The following is an 18755-nucleotide window of genomic DNA, read 5'->3' on the forward strand; positions in this document are numbered from 1 at the left end:
TTATAAATTTGAGATTAATGCAAAAACTTGAATAAATATAGCTAAAACTGAAATAATTAACTGTCTTTTCCACTGATCAGTTTTACCATTCTTATTAGGTAAAAATCCTAATGCATATACTCCAATAGGTAAAATAACAGCCAATACTTTTGGCATATAGTTTTGTAATTGCCCACTAGCTGAAATTTGCATTCCTACTTTATCTGGCAATAGCCAAAATGAAACAATTCCTAAAATAGCAATTAATATGCCAAAGCCTAATTTAATATAATTTGATAATTTTCTATTTTCCATCTCTTTTTACCCGTCCTCATTAATTGTTGTTATACTATCTTTGTCTTTATTTTATATCCTGAGTCTTAAATATTTTTATTCCAAATATTAATGCAATTACAATGGTTATTGAAGCTATTATCATGGCTCTTAATACATCAGTATTACTTGAATAAATCGAAACAGCTAATGCTGAATTATAAAATGGTAATACTTCATATATCTTATCAAACCACGGATAGATCCCATAAAGAAATCCCCCTAGTGTTGGAGCTCCTATAAACAATGCAACTGCTATCCCTATAGTAGCACCATTACTTTTAACTAATGTAGCTATAATCATTATTAATGATGCAACTGCTAAATTGGTTAGAATTGCAGCTATAAATACCTTCATCATTCCTAATAATTGTGATAATTCAAAATTTTGTCCCCATCCATTAATAATAGTTGTACCTATGGTTGGAATTATTGTTAATAATGCTAACAGTATTGTAATTGCTATTACCATTGCTAAAAACTTTGATATATAAAACTCCTCTCTTTTCTTTCCATAAGCTAGGAAATTCTTAATAGTTCCTTGTGAATATTCCTTAGCCATTAATGAAGCTACTAAAATTCCTATTAATATCTCCATAAAACCAGATCCAAATGAAGAATGATATATTTCCAATGCTGTTGGATTCATTATATCTTTTGCTTGAATTTGAATTCCTAACGCCCCTGGGGTAACTATAGCTTCACTTTCTACTGAATTCATCATTTCTTGTATAAATATTTCTTTTTGATTCTCGGGCATATCCCCTAAGCTATCCATTAAAATTTTTTCTATAACAGATGATGCCATAACAACTGTTAAGATTGACATGGCAATTACTATAGTAACTATAACTTTAAATGTCCTATTTTTGAATAACTTATATAATTCTGCTTTTAGCGATTTAATCATTTAAATCACCTCCAATAACATTCATAAAGTATTCTTCTAAATTTTCTCCTTTTATTCCTATACTCTCAACTATAACTCCAGCTTTAGAAATAGTTGAATTAATGATACCAATGCTATCTAGATTTGAAAATATCTTTATTTTATTACCTTCCCAAACTTCATAATCACTTATATCTAATTCCCTTTCTAACAAAGCAACAGCTTTTGCTGTATCATCCACTATTAAATCTATATATTGTCTACACTTTTCATTTAATTCATTTGCAGTTATTTCTTCAATCAATCTACCCTTAGATATTATTCCATATGTGGTTGCAAGTTCTGATAATTCACTTAATATATGGCTGGATATTAATATTGTCATATCCTTTTCTTTATTTATCTTCTTTAATAACTCTCTTATTTCAACAATTCCCATTGGATCAAGCCCATTTATAGGTTCATCTAGTATAAGTAATTTGGGATTTCCCATTAATGCATTTGCAATTCCTAATCTTTGTCTCATACCTAAAGAAAAGTTTTTAACCTTTTTCTTTTCAACATCATTTAATCCAACTAAATTTAATACCTCGTCTATACAATTCTTTCCTGGTATGTCTCTTACTAATCTAGATACTTCAAGGTTTTCTCTTGCAGTCATATTCCCATAAAATGATGGTGTTTCAATTAAACTTCCTATCATAGTTCTTGCTTCATTTAATGCTTTTTCACCACTACCACCAAATAATTCTATCTCTCCATTACTTTTATGAATTAATCCTGTTATAAGTCTAATTAAGGTTGTCTTTCCCGCTCCATTTTGGCCTATAAAACCATATATATCTCCTTTTTTAATTGTCATATTAACATTATCTACAACTATTTGATTACCATATTTTTTTGTAAGGTTATATGTCTTTAATATAAGTTCTTTCACTTTTAATTTACCTCCTTATTAAAATTATCTATTACTCATTAGCTATTCCTTATTTAATTCTCTACTGTAAATTACAGTGTATATTTACAGTTATAAGATAGCTTAAAGAAAATATTAAGAAAGTATTAAGTTTGTAAAAAAGCAAAAAAATCAGCCTGGTTATTTCCTTGCTGATTTTTTTCTATTCATTAAAAATATTTTAATAATACTACTGCTAATAAAACTGTTATTACTCCACTTACTACTCCCAAAACAATCTTTAATAAATTTCACTATTATTAATTTTAAGTATAAACTTATTATTCTTTTAATTTAAATCCAATACCCCATACAGTTTGAATATATTCATTCTCTTTATCAGTCTTAGATATTTTAGACCTTAGATTACTAATATGAACATTAACAGTATTATCATCTCCAATAAAATCATCTTTCCACACAGATTCAAAAAGGTTTGCTCTAGTAAAAACTTTATTAGGATTAGTAATTAAAAGTTCTAATATATCGAACTCTCTAGCTGTTAAATTTATTTCTATATTATTAACATGAACTTGCCTGCTATCAATGTCTAATACTAAGTTTTTATGCTTCAATTTGTTATTTCTATTATCTTGATGTGAAAATCTAGTATATCTTCTTAACTGTGCTTCAACCCTAGCTAATACTTCATTAATATCAAAAGGCTTACTTATAAAATCATCAGCTCCCATTTTTAATACGTTAATTTTATCTTCTGAGCTAGTTTTAGCCGATGCTACTATTATAGGCATAACATGTAACTTTCTTATTTCCTTTATTAACTCTTCACCACATATTCCAGGTAGCATTAAATCTAAAATAATAAGATCATATTCATATTGTTCAACACACATTTTAGCTTCAGTTCCTGAATATGCACCTCTTACTTCATAACCGTTTTGAATTAATATTTTACATAAAAGTCCATTAATATCCCAATCATCTTCTACTACTAATATTTTTTTATTTAAATTCATTTTTCTTTCTCCTATAAACCAATTAACTATATAAATTATACCAAATTTAAAATTAATTAGTATTATACCGTTATCTTTAAATATAAAAATACTATAATACTATCTATAGATACAAGTCTTATTTCTTTTTAAATAAAAAATACTGATTTCTATAGATTATAGAAATCAGTTGTATATGTTATTTGCTATGATAGTTTGAAGTACTAAATGTTTTTCTTTTATAATAATTTATAAAACTTTTATCTTAAATAAATTTAATACTTCTAATAACTATATTTCAAAACATTTCTCATTTATTATATCACAGCTAAATAAATTCAATTATGAATATTATAAATGATAAATATAAAAATTGTTAATAATTAGATACTATATTAAAATTCAATCTCTACATATAGTTATTTTCATACACCTTATTTTACTCTTTAAGTTTATTAATCATATCTCTAAGTTCTGCAGCTCTTTCAAACTGAAGATTTTTAGCAGCATCTTTCATTTCATCAGTGTATTGTTTAATTAACTTTTTCTTATCTTTAGCACTTAATTCAACAGCTTCTTCTACATTATATTCTGCAGAGTCTTCAGCAACCTTGGTTGCTTCAATTACATCTCTTATCTCTTTAATAATAGTCTTAGGTGTAATGCCATGTTCTTCATTATACTTCATCTGAATTTCTCTTCTTCTATTAGTTTCTTTAATTGCTCTATCCATAGAGCCAGTTATTTTATCAGCATACATTACTACTTTGCTCTCAGAGTTTCTTGCAGCTCTTCCTATAGTTTGAATCATTGAAGTTTCAGAACGTAAAAAGCCTTCTTTATCAGCATCTAAAATTGCAACAAGTGCTACTTCTGGAATATCTAATCCTTCTCTTAAAAGATTGATTCCAACAAGAACATCAAACTCACCTAATCTTAAATCTCTTATTATCTCCATTCTTTCAATAGTTTTTATATCAGAATGCATATAAGTTGTCTTAACTCCAAGTTCAGTTAAATATTTAGTTAAATCCTCTGCCATTCTCTTAGTTAATGTTGTTACTAATGTTCTAAATCCTCTTTCTGTAGTCTTTAAAATCTCTGCATAAAGGTCATCTATCTGTCCTGTTACTGGTCTTATTTCAACTACTGGATCTAATAGTCCTGTTGGTCTAATTATTTGTTCTGCTATATTAGTAGAATGATCTAATTCATATTGCGCTGGTGTTGCTGAAACAAATACAATCTGATTAATTTTATTTTCAAATTCCTCAAACTTTAATGGTCTATTATCATAAGCACATGGTAATCTAAATCCATACTCAACAAGTGTATCCTTTCTAGATCTATCTCCTGCATACATTGCCCTACATTGTGGTAATGTAACATGACTTTCATCTATAAACATCAAATAATCTTCTGGAAAGAAATCTAATAATGTTTTAGGTGGTGTTCCTGGTGCTCTTCCATCTAAAATTCTTGAATAATTTTCTATCCCACTGCAATATCCCATTTCCTTAATCATTTCTATATCATAATTTGTTCTTTGTCTTAATCTTTGAGCTTCTAATAATTTATCTTGAGATGTTAGCTCTCTTAACCTTTCTTCTAATTCATCTTCAATTTTACTTATAGCTTTATCTAAAGTTTCTTTAGATGTTGCAAAGTGTGATGCTGGGAATATAGCAACATGCTCCCTTTCTCCTAATATCTTACCTGTTAAAACATCAAACTCTCTTATTCTATCTATTTCATCTCCAAAGAATTCAATTCTTATTCCTTTTGTTGAAGATGATGCCGGAATAATATCTAATGAATCTCCCCTTACTCTAAAAGTTCCTCTTGAAAAATCAATATCATTTCTCTCATATTGAATTTCTATAAGTTTCTTTATTACTTCATCTCTTTCTTTTTCCATACCAACTCTTAATGAAATAGTAAGCTTTTTATATTCATCTGGATTACCTAATCCATAAATACAAGATACTGAAGCCACTATGATAACATCTCTTCTCTCAAATAAAGCTGATGTAGCTGAGTGTCTTAATTTATCTATTTCATCATTTATAGATGCATCTTTTTCAATAAAAGTATCAGTTTGTGGTACATAAGCTTCCGGTTGATAGTAATCATAATAAGAAACAAAGTATTCAACTATATTATCAGGAAAGAATTCTTTAAATTCTGAACATAATTGTGCTGCTAATGTCTTATTATGTGCTAAAACTAAAGTTGGCTTTTGAACTTTTTCTATAATATTTGCCATTGTATATGTCTTACCAGAACCAGTTACTCCTAATAGAGTCTGATATTTTTCATTTTTATTAATTCCATTTGCTAAACTCTCTATAGCTTGCGGTTGGTCTCCTGTTGGTTTAAATTTTGAATGTATCTTAAATTCTCCCATTATATCAACTCCAAGTGTTCTCATATATATTAATTATATTTTACTTTTAAATTTTACTGTATTCAAATATTTTCCCCTATCTGTATTAACCTATATTCTATACAAATAACTTAGAAAATTCTATATAAATAAAAAATAATATTAAATATATTACACTCTAAATCTCTTCTTAAACTAAATAGAGACTGTTACAAATTTGATTTGTACAGTCTCTATTTATGTGAAGAATACTTTCTTTTGTTGAATCTATGTATCTCAATAACAAAATATAAATCTTTTTACTTCACTTATATATCATTTTTTACTTTTAAGTTCCTCTAGTATCCTCTTGAAATCTTCTGTATCAGCACCAACAATATCTTCAACTTTAACCATTTTAGGCACTAATAAAATTCCAATCCTTTTATTTCTAGGTTGAACAAAATATTCTAATACTTGTCCAGATTTTTTCTTAACACTCAATTGCATTTTAAACATACCATCTTTAGCAGCTTTTAAAATATCTGCTTCTGATGTAACAGATGTCCCATTTATACTTAGTATTTTATCACCACTTCTAATTCCCGCCTCATATCCTGGTAAATTTGGTGCTACTTCAAGAATCATAATTCCCTCATCATCACTAACATATAAATGATGATTATTATCATTTTCAAGCTTTCTATCATATCTAATTATAAATTCATATGCTAATGGCATAAAAGCTATAGCAATTATTTGCCCTATTATATTTAACCTAGAAAGTTGTGCGATAACTAATATGGATATTCCTAATATAAATATTAACAATCCTGATAACAATGGTTTTTTATTCTTTTCCTTTGTAAAAGTAACGCTATTATATCCCATCACTCCATATAAAGGAATACATGCCATCATTGCAGTAGTTAATAAATCTAATATTCCATTTGTCTTTATTATTGGCCACCAATTTGGCGTTTCTATAGCTATAGTACTAGATGATGATATCAATTCATTGTTAAATATCATTAATATAGCAATTGGTAGCGCCCAATATCTATTAAAAGAAAATCCACCTATTATTTTATTATCTTTTTTCGTAAATACAGGAATTGCGCCTCTTCCTCCATCTATCATAATCAATAAAGCTTCTATTATGTACATAACTGCTATAAATGTAGTAAGTGCTAGTATATCTACATCAAAATATAATTTTTTACCTACTATTACTTGAACAATATTCATAACTATTCCTATTGCTCCTAAAATAGCTCCAGTATACGCAAAAGAAATAAATTTCTTTTTATAAAAAAGCATTAATATTGATATTATAAATAAAAACTCTATGCCTGAATTTTCTTTAAAAGTTACTCCTAAAATAGTTAATATTATAGTACCAATTGCACCTGCTAATATTCCTAATACAATTTGAGATAAAGTTAATTCTAAGGGAGAGTTTATCCTCTCCCCTATTGTCATCCTTTGAATAGCTGATATTTTTTTATTTTTCAAATAAAACAATATCCCAAATATAATAAGCATCAGTAAATGCAATGGCTCAACTATTGCTACTGCTACAGCTTTTAAGCTATAGATTATTAAATCCATCTTGAGCCTCCTAATTAGTCTTTTCTCTTATTACCTCTAATGCTTTTTGGAATTGAGGATCTATACTTCTGTCATACTCCATTGTTGCTATTTCTTGAGGGATTTCAACTACTATATCTGGTGCTATACCAGTTCCATGAATATTTTCACCATTTGGAGTATAGTACTTTGATGTAGTTACCTTTAATCCACCCATATCATTTGAAAGTGGTATTAATTGTTGAACTATTCCTTTACCAAAAGTATTTGTTCCTATTATTGTTCCTGCATTATAATCTCTTAATGCTCCTGTTACAACCTCTGATGCACTTGCACTACCACCATCAACTAATATAACTAATGGCATTCCTATAGCATCTCCTCCTATTGAGTCAGAAACTATCTTCTCATCATATTTATCAACAGTATAAGTAACTACATTACCTTTTTCAATAAAATTAGATGCTATTTCAACGCATTGATCTAAGTATCCACCTGGGTTTCCTCTTAAATCTAATATTAGTTTCTTCATTCCTTTATCTTTTAATTCATTTAATTTGTTAGTAAATTTTTGACTAACTTCTTTATCACTAAAAGTAGTTATTTGAATATATCCTATATCATCTTCTAATATCTCACCTTTTACTGATTCAGTTTGTATTTCCTCTCTTACAATTTCCACTTCAAATGGTTCTGAATCTCCACGTACAATGGTTAATGTTACAGGAACTCCTTCGTCTCCTCTAACCCTTGAAACAACTGCATCAGTATTTAAATCAACAACTTCATAATCATCAACTTTAATAACTACATCCCCAGCTTTTAACCCGGCTTTTTCTGCTGGTGAACCCTCTAATGGCGCTATAATTGTTATTTGATTATTTCTAACTCCAAGCTGAGCTCCTATTCCATAAAAACTACCTTCACTGGATTCTAAAAAAGTCTTAAACTCTTCATTATCCATATAAACTGTATATGGATCACCTAAAGATTCAGCCATTCCCTTCATAGCACCTTCTAATAATTTATTATCATCAATTTCACCATCATATTTTGCAAACAATAAACTTCTTAATCCAAATAAATTAGAATATTTATCAGAATCCTCTATATTTTTTAAATCGTTTAATGCATTGCTAGGAATACTATTTAAGACTAACCCTTTAACAGCTAGAGTATTTCCTAAGTAAAACACACCACAATATGTTATTAAAAGTATTATTACTATAATGGTATACTTTATAGGTTTAAACTTTTGTTTATTTTTTTTACTCTCATTGCTCTCCATTTCTTTCTTCCTTTCACACCTTAAATTTATTTATATTTATTTAAAACTACAACTTCAAATAAAGAAGTTGTAGTTTTATCTTTAACTAATATTTATTATTTTACCTATTATTTAATTCTATATACTAAACAACTAAGAACTTTCTTAATGCAAATATACTTCCTATTGCTCCAACTATTACTCCACCAATAAGGAATAATCCTAATAATGTAGTTAATACAAATTGTGGTGCAACTAAATTTACGATAAACATTGAATTTACTATCCAATTAAATACTCCACTATAAGTAAAGTATAGTAATATTGTAGAAGCTACTGATCCTATTGCACCTATTACTATTCCTTCTATTACAAATGGCCATCTTATAAACCAATCTGTAGCACCAACGAATTTCATAATTCCAACTTCTCTTCTTCTTGAGTAAACAGTAAGCTTTATTGTATTCATTATTAAGAATACAGAAACACCTATAAATACTATAAATAATCCAATACCTACTATTTGAATTATATTAACAAATTTACTTATTGTATCTATGACTTCTTGTTGATTTCCTATGCTTTCAACACCGGTCATACCTTCTACAGCTTTTGTTACTTCAGTTGCTGCTGAAGGATCCTTTAATTTAACTATAAATGAACTTGGTAATGGATTATTATTTAAATCATAACCTTCCATTAACCCTTTGTTATCACCTAAATTTTCTTGTAAGTTTAAAAATGCCTCATCTTTTGATTCATATGTAACTTCACTTACTTGTGGTTGTTCTGCTAATTTAATTTCTATTTCTCTTTGATCAACTAACTTTATGTCATCATTTAAATAGACCTGAATTTGAATTTTTGATGCTACATCTTCTATACTCTTGTTAAAGTTAAGTGCTAATAGAGTAAATGTACCAAAAATAAAGAATGTTATTAGTACTGTTATCATAGCTGCAAAACTTATTGTTCTATTTCTCTTTATGCTTTTAAAAGCATCCACTATAACATAATTTAAACTACTAATTTTCATTTTCGTACATCCCCTTTCTATCATCCCTTATTACAGTACCCTTATCTATTGCTATAACTCTCTTTTTCATATTATCAACTATATCTTTTGCATGTGTTGCCATTAATATCGTAGTCCCTGATTTATTTATTTCATCAAGTAACTCCATTATCCCATTAGCTGTTTCTGGGTCAAGGTTTCCTGTAGGTTCGTCCGCTATTAAAAGACTTGGTTTATTAACTATAGCTCTTGCTAAAGAAACTCTTTGTTGCTCTCCTCCTGATAACTCATTAGGGAACATTTTATACTTACGATCTAGTCCAACTTTAGCTAATACCTCAGGAACTCTTTTTCTTATTTCCCTTGGTGATGCTTCAACAACTCTCATTGCAAATGCAACATTTTCATATACATTTAATGTTGGAATTAATCTAAAATCTTGGAATACCATTCCTATTTTTCTTCTATAATAAGGAGTTTGCCTTCTAGTAATTTTTGAAAGCTCTTTCCCTGCAACTATTATTTCCCCTGTAGTTGGATCAACTTCTTTTAAAAGCATCTTAATAAATGTAGATTTACCTGCACCAGATGCTCCAACTAAGAAAACGAAATCTCCTGATTTTATTTTTATGCTTACATTAGATAAAGCTTTTACATTGTTATTATATATCTTAGATACGTCCTTAAATTCTATCATAACTTAACACCTCTTACCTCATTAATTTAGCCAAAATACTAAACCTATAGAGTCATTATATCATAGAACTGACATAACACCAACATTTAAGAGCTCTTTCCCTATATTTTCCGTTTTTTAATAATCTGTAAAACCCTTTCCTAGGACTTCTGTAGATTCATTAACAGTTATAAAAGCATCAGGATCTTCTTCTTTTAAATACTTCTTTAATGTTATAAATTGTTTAGTATTTAGAACAGTATATATTATTTTAACATTACTTCCTGTATATCCACCATTACCATTTAATATAGTACATCCTCTATCTATGTTTTTAGTTATATATTGAGCTATTAACTTTTCCTTGCTTGTTACAATAAATACTTGCTTACATGTATTAAATCCATCAATAAATTTATCAATAACTAAGCCTATTAATATAACGCTAAAGAAGCCGAATAATCCTTTATCAACACCAAATACGCTAATTGCCATAATACAAACAAATGAATCTGTAAGTAATACTGATATACCAATTCCTATAGGAGTAAATTTACTAATAATTGCTGCTATAATACTTGTTCCACCTGTTGATGCTCCTTGATGAAATACTATAGCTGCTCCCATACCTAATATGGCTGATCCAAAGAAACTAGCTAAAAACATATTTTCTGTTAATATTCCTGGTGTAAAAAAATTCTCTATTATCCACATAAATACCGAAAGCATTATAGTTGCATAAATACTCTTGCCTCCAAAAGACTTTCCTAATACAACAAATGCCAATATAAATAGTAATATATTAAGAAATAATACAACTACACTTGTATCTAACCCTATCAGTTTATTAATAACTAAACCTATTCCAGACACACCACCTGCAGCAATATCACACGGGAAGAAAAAATATTCTAGTGCTATTGCCGTTAGTGCTATCCCTAATGTTGTTAATAAATATTCTTTAATTTTTTCCATAAGTATCTCCTATAACTTTTAATTTTTATTCATCATCTATATGCTTAAACCCTTCACCCATAACTTCATGTACTTCTCCAACTGTGATAAATGCATTCTTATCAATATTACTAATATGCTGTTTTAACTTTATAAACTCATTTCTTTCTAATATTGTGTAAAGAATTGCAGTATCTTCTCCTGTAAATCCCCCCATTCCTTTTATAAAAGTACATCCTCTCTCTAAATCATTTAAAATAAATTTACTTATTTCTTTGTTACTTTTGCTTATTATTGTTATTTCATTTCTAACATTAAATCCAGCTATTATTTTATCTATTACTACTCCATTTATTATTACTGATAATAATCCATAAAGTCCTATATCTATACCAAAAGTTAATGCACCAAGTAACGTTACAAAAAAATCAACCATTAATAAAGACTTTCCTATATCAAAATGGAAAAATCTATTTAATATTTTTGCAATTATATCAGTACCTCCAGTAGAAGCATTTGCATTAAATACAAGCGCCATCCCACATGCACTTATTAGTGTGCCAAATATAGTTGAAATAATCAAGTCATTAGTAACTGTATAAGGTAAGAACTTTTGCATTATCCACATAGATGAAGATAACAAAAGACTTGAGTATATTGTTTTTGCCCCAAATTTACCTCCTATTACTAAAAACGCTACAATAAATAAACATACATCCATTATTAATACTAAAGGTCCTATTGATATAAATGGTATATAATTATTTATTACTATAGCTAATCCTGTAATTCCTCCTGCTGCTATATTATTAGGTTCAAAAAAATAAACCACAGATATTGCCACTAGCAATATTCCAATAGTTATTAGGGTAAACTCTCTAAACTTATTTTTACTCATAAAATTCTGCTCCCTCTGATAAATTATTATAAATATTTATTATTTTTCCTCATTTATACAAATTTATCCTAAGTCTCTTTATTCTCTTTAATTATATATCTTTTTAAATTCAAAAAAAACTGCGATTTTTAATCGCAGTTTTGGTGGTAAAAAATAACTGTTTTGTGGTTTTAGTTTAAATCTATTTTTTTAAAGCAATTGCCTCTTTTACTTTATTAACTATATCTTGTGCAGTTAAACCATAAGCTTTTAATAATTCTTCTGGTTTACCACTTTCACCAAATACATCTTTAACCCCAACTCTTAAAACTGGAATTGGATAATTTTCTGATATAACTTCAGCAACAGCTGAACCTAATCCTCCAATTACACTATGTTCTTCAGCAGTTATAATAACCCCAGTTTTTTTTGCTGCATTAATTATTAACTCATTATCTAAAGGTTTAATTGTATGTATGTTTATAACCTTAGCATCAATTCCCTCTTTAGCTAAAATTTCTTTAGCTTCAATTGCAGCATCTACCATTATACCAGTAGCAACTATTGTAGCATCTTTACCTTCTGATACAACAACACCTTTTCCTAATTTAAATTCATAAGTATTTTCATCATTTATAACATTAACTGCTGCTCTTCCTAATCTTACATAGCAAGGTCCTTCATACTTTGCTATAGCCTTAATTGCTGCTGCAGTTTCAACAGCATCTGCAGGCGATACAACTACCATATTAGGAATACTTCTCATTAATGATAAATCTTCAACAGTTTGATGAGATGCTCCATCTTCTCCTACTGTTAATCCAGCATGAGTAGCACAAACTTTAACATTTAATTTAGGATAACATATTGAGTTTCTTATTTGTTCAAAAGCTCTTCCTGCTGCAAACATAGCAAAGGTACTTACAAATGGAATTTTTCCACAAGTTGATAATCCTGCTGCAACTCCCATCATATTTCCTTCAGCTATTCCCATATTGAAAAATCTTTCTGGGCAAACTGCTTTAAAATCAGCTGTTTTAGTAGATTTAGAAAGATCTGCATCTAATACTATTACATTTTCATTCTCTTTTGCTAATTCTGCTAATGCTTTTCCATACGCTTCTCTTGTAGCAATCTTTTTACTCATTATTTGTCTCCTCCAATCTCAGCTAAAGCCATTTCACATTGTTCCTTGCTTGGTGCTGTTCCGTGCCATCCTGCTTCATTCTCCATGAATGATACACCTTTACCTTTAACTGTTTTACAAACAACAACTGTTGGCTTACCGCTGCAAGCCTTCGCTTTTTCTATAGCATCTATTATTTCTTCGAAATTATGTCCATCTATAACTAATACATTCCATCCAAAAGCTTCAAACTTTTTGTCTATTGGACATGGATTCATTACTTTTTCTATATCTCCATCGATTTGTAATCCATTGAAATCTACAAATGCAGTTAAATTATCTAACTCATAATGAGCCGCTGACATTGCTGCTTCCCAAACTTGACCTTCTTCTAATTCTCCATCACCTAAAATAGTATAAACTCTATATGATTTCTTATCTATTTTACCAGCTAAAGCCATCCCAACAGCACTTGAAATCCCTTGCCCTAAAGATCCAGTTGACATATCTATTCCTGGTAAACACTTCATACTTGGATGACCTTGTAATCTTGATCCAAACTTTCTTAATGTAGTTAATTCTTCTACTGGGAAAAATCCCTTTCTTGCTAATGCACTATATAAAACTGGTGCTGCATGCCCCTTTGATAATACAAATCTATCTCTATCTGGATTCTTTGGATTATTGGCATCTATATTCATTTCTTTAAAGAAAAGTGTTGTTACTATATCAGCCGCTGATAATGATCCCCCTGGATGTCCTGATGCTGATTCTGTTAACATTGAAACTATATCTTTTCTAATTAGTTTTGCCATTGATTTTAATTCTTGTACATTATTAACCATTAAAAATCCTCCTACATTACAATTCATAATATGTATTTGCTTATCTCTATATTATGTAAGTTATCTTAAAATTATTTTATCATAAATTGTCGACTTTGTATATACTATTTTTTAATTAGTGTATACTATTTATTTTTTATTTGTTTATAGTATATCACCTTTAACATATGTAATCATAATCACTGGTACATATCATAATTTCAATATACCAAATATTAATTTAATCAAATTTAGTATATTCAATTAATAATTTTTACATTATTATAGTGTAATATAAAAAAATAAAAGTAAATTAACATTTAAGTTAATTTACTTTTAATATTGTAAATTTAAGCTAAGCTTATACTTATAAGTAAAGACTTGTCTACCTTTTTCATATCGGCTTCAGTCATATGGCCAATTTTTTCTTTAAGTCTTTTTTTATCTAAAGTTCTAATTTGCTCTAAAAGTACAACAGAATCTCTATTTAGTCCATACTCTTCTGAAGAAATTTCTACATGGGTTGGAAGTTTAGCCTTATTAATTTGAGAAGTTATAGCAGCTACAATAACTGTAGGACTATATTTATTCCCGATATCATTTTGAATTATTATAACAGGTCTAATTCCTCCTTGCTCAGAGCCTATAACTGGACTTAAATCTGCATAAAAAATATCCCCTCTTTTTACAACCATAGTCGTCATTTAAAAATCTCACACTCCGCAAAGCCATTTCTCATATTCATTTATATCATCAAATTTATATTTAAGAGACTTTCGTGATGGATTTACATCCCTTGCAAGTTCTAAATTAATATTGGCCATTTCTTTATAACCATTTTTCATTAATTCAAAAAACTCCTTGGATTCTTTATCCTCACTATATATTATTAAACTTTCCTTTATAAATTTACTACTTTTTGAAAAATCTACATTTATTTTACGGACTTTTGTACTACTTATATCTTTTGACATAATCGACCTCCTAAGAGTTCATCATTTCTATGTATAAGAAAATTATATTTCAAATTATGTCAATTTGTAAATAGAAATGTCACTTATCTTGTATTTTTTTATATATTTTTTGTATTTTTGTAAAAAATAGTGTTTTATTGTCAAGTTATATCATCTATTCATTTTATATTTAATACAATATGTACTCTATCTCACTTATATTAAACTATATCTGATTTTCCTGAATACTTTGGCTATTTTTTATTAATTATTTTTATAATTTATTATAATAATTTTTACTTTTAATAATTTATCGTTATAATATTCTCTATTCTATAAAAGAATAAAAGTTTATCTTACTATATAAATAGTTCTTTTATTTAGTTAGGTGAAGTATAATCACCTAACTAAATCATTAATTCTATAATTATTTATCTACAAATTAAATTTAAGTTGAAAATTTATCACTATCTATTTCCTTAACTTTATTAAAATCCTTATATATGATTCTTACTGTTTCTTTTCCTGATTTATCATATATTACTATTCCTATTGGCGCTTTATTTTTTTTATCTATAAATATTCTAGCAGTATTAAGATGATCATTTTGTAAAAATAACTCTGCATCTACTTGTATATATATTGTATCTCCCCACTCTTCTTGTCCTTCTTTTAATGAATCACTTTTTAAAGGGCATGATAATATTTTATTCATAAATGCAATAGAATGTAGATAATCCATACTAACATCAATTACATATTCAGTATTTGATATATTATCTTTTACGTAAATGCCATCATTTTTATAAATTTTTACTCTATCATCACCAAACTCAACTCTAACGCCTTCCTCACTGCTATAATATTGAGTTGTTTCTTCTGTTTCTTCTCCTCTATCGTTTCTAATTATGTACTCTACTTTTGTTTCATAATAATTTATATTTTTTAGTGATTTTATTATCTCCTCATTGCTTGGCATTAAAAATCCCCTAAAAATAATAACTATTAATATTGATATAAATGGTATTATTAATAATAACGATAAAATGATTTTCTTTTTCATTTTTCCTCCTATAATCATTATTCCATTATTACTAATATTATGTTGTTCTTAAATTTATTCATAATTTATATCAAATCATTCATAACAAATGGTATTTTTTTATTATATCTGTTGCTAATACAGAATATTTATCTTCTGCTACTATATCTCCACATTTCCCATGTAAATATACTCCAAGTAAACATGCATTTAATTTGCTATATCCTTGGCCAATTAATGAAGTAATTATTCCTGTTAAACAATCCCCCATGCCACCTGTTGCCATCTTACTGCTTCCTGTATTATTTACATATACTTTATTTCCATCTGTTATTACGGTATTGTAACCTTTTAAAACTAATACACATCTATTATCTTTAGCATAATTTTTAGCTATATTTATTCTATCTTTTTCAATTTCTCCTATTGTCTTATTTACTAATCTAGACATTTCACCTAAATGAGGCGTCAATACAACTCTATCTTGTAATTTTTTAAGTAAGCTTTTATCCCTACTTAACATATTTATTCCTTCAGCATCTACTACTATAGAGTTACTATAGTCATCTATTATGCAGTTTAAAATATTTTTATCTTTTTCATCCCCTCTAATTCCTGGTCCAAATGCAATTACATTCGCATTTTTTACTACACTTTTAACTCTATCTAGTTCTGTATAGTTAATAGTCATAGCTTCTATTAATTGATTACTGACTATCTTTTGACATTCTTCTGTTGTAATAAGTGTAGTTAATCCTGCTCCAGTTTTAACACATGATTCAGTGCATATATAAGAAGCTCCTGAAAATCCTAGACTTCCTGCAACAAGTACGCATTTTCCATAATCTCCTTTATGACCATAGATTGCTCTCTTCTTTATTAAACCTTTATAATAATCATCGTCAAAAATATATACGTTCTCACTAAACTTTTCTTTAACTTCATTAGGAATTCCAATAGATATAGTTTCTATTTTACCTAAATATTCTATAGCTTTATAATTTAAAAATCCTTTTTTTATTACTTCAAATGTATATGTACTATTTGCTCTAATTGAATTTCCTAATGGTATGCCTTCGTTACAATCTAATCCAGATGGAACATCTATTGATAAAATATCTTTGTTAGATAAATTTATTTCATTAATTAAGTGACAATAAAATTCATTTAATGTCCTATTTAATCCAACTCCAAATATTCCATCAATAATAACATCATATTCTTTTATTGTATATTTAAGTTGCCCTATTCCTTTAAAATCACTTATATACTCTATATCTGAATTTAAATTTTTTAATATTTCATAATTAATATTAAAATCACTACTATAATTTTTTTTAGGATTAATTATTATAATCTTAACTTGATAATTATTTAATAATAACTTTCTTCCAATGGCTAATGCGTCTCCTCCATTGTTTCCAGTACCACAAATAATTAAGAATTTATCGTACTTATTTTTAATTCTTAAATATATTTCATTAGCTGCATTTTCCATCAATATTATGCTAGGTATTTTTAACTTCTCTATTGCATACTTATCTATCTCTTTACAATTACAAGATGACATTATATACATCCTTATACCTCCAAAATTACAAACGCAATTGCACTTGTTTTATTATGGGATATTGATACATGAAAGTTATATTTTTCTTCTTTTATTACTTTATCTATTTTTTCAGATACTTCTATAAATGGCTTTCCAAGATTGTCCCTAAAAACTTCAATATCTTTAAATCCTATTTCCCTCATTCCAGTTCCTAGTGCTTTACTAACTGCCTCTTTTACTGCAAAGTTCCCAGCAATACTTTCAATTCTAGGATTATCTAAATTGAATTGCTTCAACTCTCTTTCAGTGAATAACTTATCTAAAAATTTAGGTGTATTTATTATTGCCTTTTTTATTCTATCAATTTCTATAATGTCTGTACCAATTCCTAAAATCACTTAATCACCTCTTTTGTTAATATTCTATTTTTATCTTATATTTTGTTTAAATTTTATTAAATAATTAATTACTTAAACTCATTACGTATTCATCTGAGTATTCTCCAACTATATCTACTAGATGAATAGGAGATACTACCTTACTACATAACATCTTAGCGATATCTTCTACTTTTTCTTTGTTATTAGATACTACATTTATAAAATCCCTTTCTAAATTAACCACCTTTCCATCTATGAAATCATGTCTTTCTATTTCTATACCATATACTGTATCATTTAGTATATTTCCTTCTGTAACTCTATAGAAATATTTCATATTTTTCTCTTCTTCATTAAGTTCCATACTTAAAGATTCTATAATTTTCATTCCCCCACCCCTTTACATAATGTACTAATAAAACAATAACATATTTTATAATACTTTTATGTCAAACGATGGTATATTATTTTTCAAATTTTCCTTCACTTTTCAACATAAATGTAATAAATTTCACTTTTTTTATTGAATTATATATATTTATAATTTATCTTTTATTTATCATCATCCTAATATTGTCGAAAATAAAAAAAATTCGAAGTATATCATATATACTTCGAAATTTTTTTATTCCTCACCGATTACTTCATTGCCATCCTTTGGTTCTCTTCTATTTCCTACAAACTTAAAATCCTCTGCTACAACTTCAGCTAAATATTTCTTGTTACCTTGCTTATCTTCATAGCTTCCTGTTTTTAATCTTCCACTTAAGCTTATATAACTTCCTTTTTTCATGAACTTACATATTACTTCAGCTTTTCTTCCCCACATAGTTACTGGTATTAAATCTGATTTTCTAGTACCATCTGCTGACTTAAAATTCCTCTCCACTGCAACTATAAACCTAGTAAAAACTTTTTCACCATTATCAATAGTTTTTAGTTCAGGGTCCTTAATTAATTTTCCTAATAATACTATTTTATTCATTTTATCGCACCTCCTGAATATTTCATCTTGAAGTATA

At 27.7% G+C, this 18755-nt stretch carries 20 protein-coding genes; all 20 read right to left on the minus strand.

The window, feature by feature from the left end:
• Positions 1–294 (minus strand): SdpI family protein, encoded by a 294-nt coding sequence (locus HMPREF0216_RS05565; protein ID WP_005212226.1) that lies wholly within the window; start codon positions 292–294, stop codon positions 1–3.
• Positions 295–340: 46 nt separating this feature from the next.
• Positions 341–1222 (minus strand): ABC transporter permease subunit, encoded by an 882-nt coding sequence (locus HMPREF0216_RS05570; RefSeq protein ID WP_005212228.1) that lies wholly within the window; start codon positions 1220–1222, stop codon positions 341–343.
• Positions 1215–2138: an ABC transporter ATP-binding protein gene (locus HMPREF0216_RS05575; protein WP_005212230.1), complete on the minus strand. Its 924-nt coding sequence runs from the start codon at positions 2136–2138 to the stop codon at positions 1215–1217. Before HMPREF0216_RS05575 ends, HMPREF0216_RS05570 begins: the two co-directional genes overlap by 8 nt.
• A gap of 299 nt (positions 2139–2437) precedes the next feature.
• On the minus strand, positions 2438–3133 hold the full coding sequence (locus HMPREF0216_RS05580; protein WP_005212232.1) for a response regulator transcription factor: 696 nt from the start codon (positions 3131–3133) through the stop codon (positions 2438–2440).
• A gap of 418 nt (positions 3134–3551) precedes the next feature.
• Positions 3552–5519: an excinuclease ABC subunit UvrB gene (uvrB, locus tag HMPREF0216_RS05585; RefSeq protein ID WP_040419068.1), complete on the minus strand. Its 1968-nt coding sequence runs from the start codon at positions 5517–5519 to the stop codon at positions 3552–3554.
• A 294-nt stretch (positions 5520–5813) separates the two neighbouring features.
• Positions 5814–7088: a PDZ domain-containing protein gene (locus HMPREF0216_RS05590; RefSeq protein WP_005212242.1), complete on the minus strand. Its 1275-nt coding sequence runs from the start codon at positions 7086–7088 to the stop codon at positions 5814–5816.
• Positions 7089–7098: 10 nt separating this feature from the next.
• Positions 7099–8355 (minus strand): S41 family peptidase, encoded by a 1257-nt coding sequence (locus HMPREF0216_RS05595; protein ID WP_005212243.1) that lies wholly within the window; start codon positions 8353–8355, stop codon positions 7099–7101.
• A 124-nt stretch (positions 8356–8479) separates the two neighbouring features.
• Positions 8480–9370: a permease-like cell division protein FtsX gene (gene ftsX, locus HMPREF0216_RS05600; protein ID WP_005212245.1), complete on the minus strand. Its 891-nt coding sequence runs from the start codon at positions 9368–9370 to the stop codon at positions 8480–8482.
• The gene (gene ftsE / locus HMPREF0216_RS05605; protein WP_005212247.1) at positions 9360–10046 is read right to left on the minus strand and encodes a cell division ATP-binding protein FtsE; all 687 of its coding nucleotides are present in this window, start codon (positions 10044–10046) and stop codon (positions 9360–9362) included. Before ftsE ends, ftsX begins: the two co-directional genes overlap by 11 nt.
• Before the next feature lie 117 nt (positions 10047–10163).
• Complete coding sequence (locus HMPREF0216_RS05610; protein WP_005212249.1) at positions 10164–11000, minus strand: YitT family protein; 837 nt, start codon at positions 10998–11000, stop codon at positions 10164–10166.
• Between the two features lie 25 nt (positions 11001–11025).
• The gene (locus HMPREF0216_RS05615; protein WP_005212250.1) at positions 11026–11877 is read right to left on the minus strand and encodes a YitT family protein; all 852 of its coding nucleotides are present in this window, start codon (positions 11875–11877) and stop codon (positions 11026–11028) included.
• A gap of 181 nt (positions 11878–12058) precedes the next feature.
• The gene (locus HMPREF0216_RS05620; RefSeq protein ID WP_005212251.1) at positions 12059–13003 is read right to left on the minus strand and encodes a transketolase family protein; all 945 of its coding nucleotides are present in this window, start codon (positions 13001–13003) and stop codon (positions 12059–12061) included.
• Positions 13003–13827, minus strand: a complete 825-nt coding sequence (locus HMPREF0216_RS05625) for a transketolase (protein ID WP_040419070.1) — start codon at positions 13825–13827, stop codon at positions 13003–13005. Before HMPREF0216_RS05625 ends, HMPREF0216_RS05620 begins: the two co-directional genes overlap by 1 nt.
• Positions 13828–14156: 329 nt before the next feature.
• A complete protein-coding gene (locus HMPREF0216_RS05630; protein WP_005212255.1) occupies positions 14157–14510 on the minus strand; it encodes a type II toxin-antitoxin system PemK/MazF family toxin in 354 nt (117 codons plus the stop codon).
• Positions 14511–14519: 9 nt separating this feature from the next.
• Positions 14520–14780, minus strand: coding sequence for a hypothetical protein (locus tag HMPREF0216_RS05635; RefSeq protein ID WP_005212257.1), 261 nt, complete (start codon positions 14778–14780; stop codon positions 14520–14522).
• A gap of 427 nt (positions 14781–15207) precedes the next feature.
• A complete protein-coding gene (locus tag HMPREF0216_RS05640) occupies positions 15208–15822 on the minus strand; it encodes a germination lipoprotein GerS-related protein (protein WP_051040666.1) in 615 nt (204 codons plus the stop codon).
• A 79-nt stretch (positions 15823–15901) separates the two neighbouring features.
• Positions 15902–17380 carry an NAD(P)H-hydrate dehydratase gene (locus HMPREF0216_RS05645; RefSeq protein ID WP_005212261.1) on the minus strand — a complete coding sequence of 493 codons (1479 nt, stop codon included), beginning with the start codon at positions 17378–17380 and terminating at the stop codon, positions 15902–15904.
• Positions 17381–17382: 2 nt separating this feature from the next.
• The gene (gene acpS / locus HMPREF0216_RS05650; protein ID WP_005212263.1) at positions 17383–17751 is read right to left on the minus strand and encodes a holo-ACP synthase; all 369 of its coding nucleotides are present in this window, start codon (positions 17749–17751) and stop codon (positions 17383–17385) included.
• A gap of 64 nt (positions 17752–17815) precedes the next feature.
• A complete protein-coding gene (locus HMPREF0216_RS05655; protein ID WP_005212264.1) occupies positions 17816–18121 on the minus strand; it encodes a DUF6514 family protein in 306 nt (101 codons plus the stop codon).
• A gap of 237 nt (positions 18122–18358) precedes the next feature.
• Entirely contained in the window at positions 18359–18718 is a 360-nt protein-coding gene (locus HMPREF0216_RS05660) for a single-stranded DNA-binding protein (protein ID WP_040419072.1), read from the minus strand.
• Positions 18719–18755: the final 37 nt, after the last annotated feature.

This window comes from Clostridium celatum DSM 1785, assembly GCF_000320405.1.
GTDB lineage: Bacteria > Bacillota > Clostridia > Clostridiales > Clostridiaceae > Clostridium > Clostridium celatum.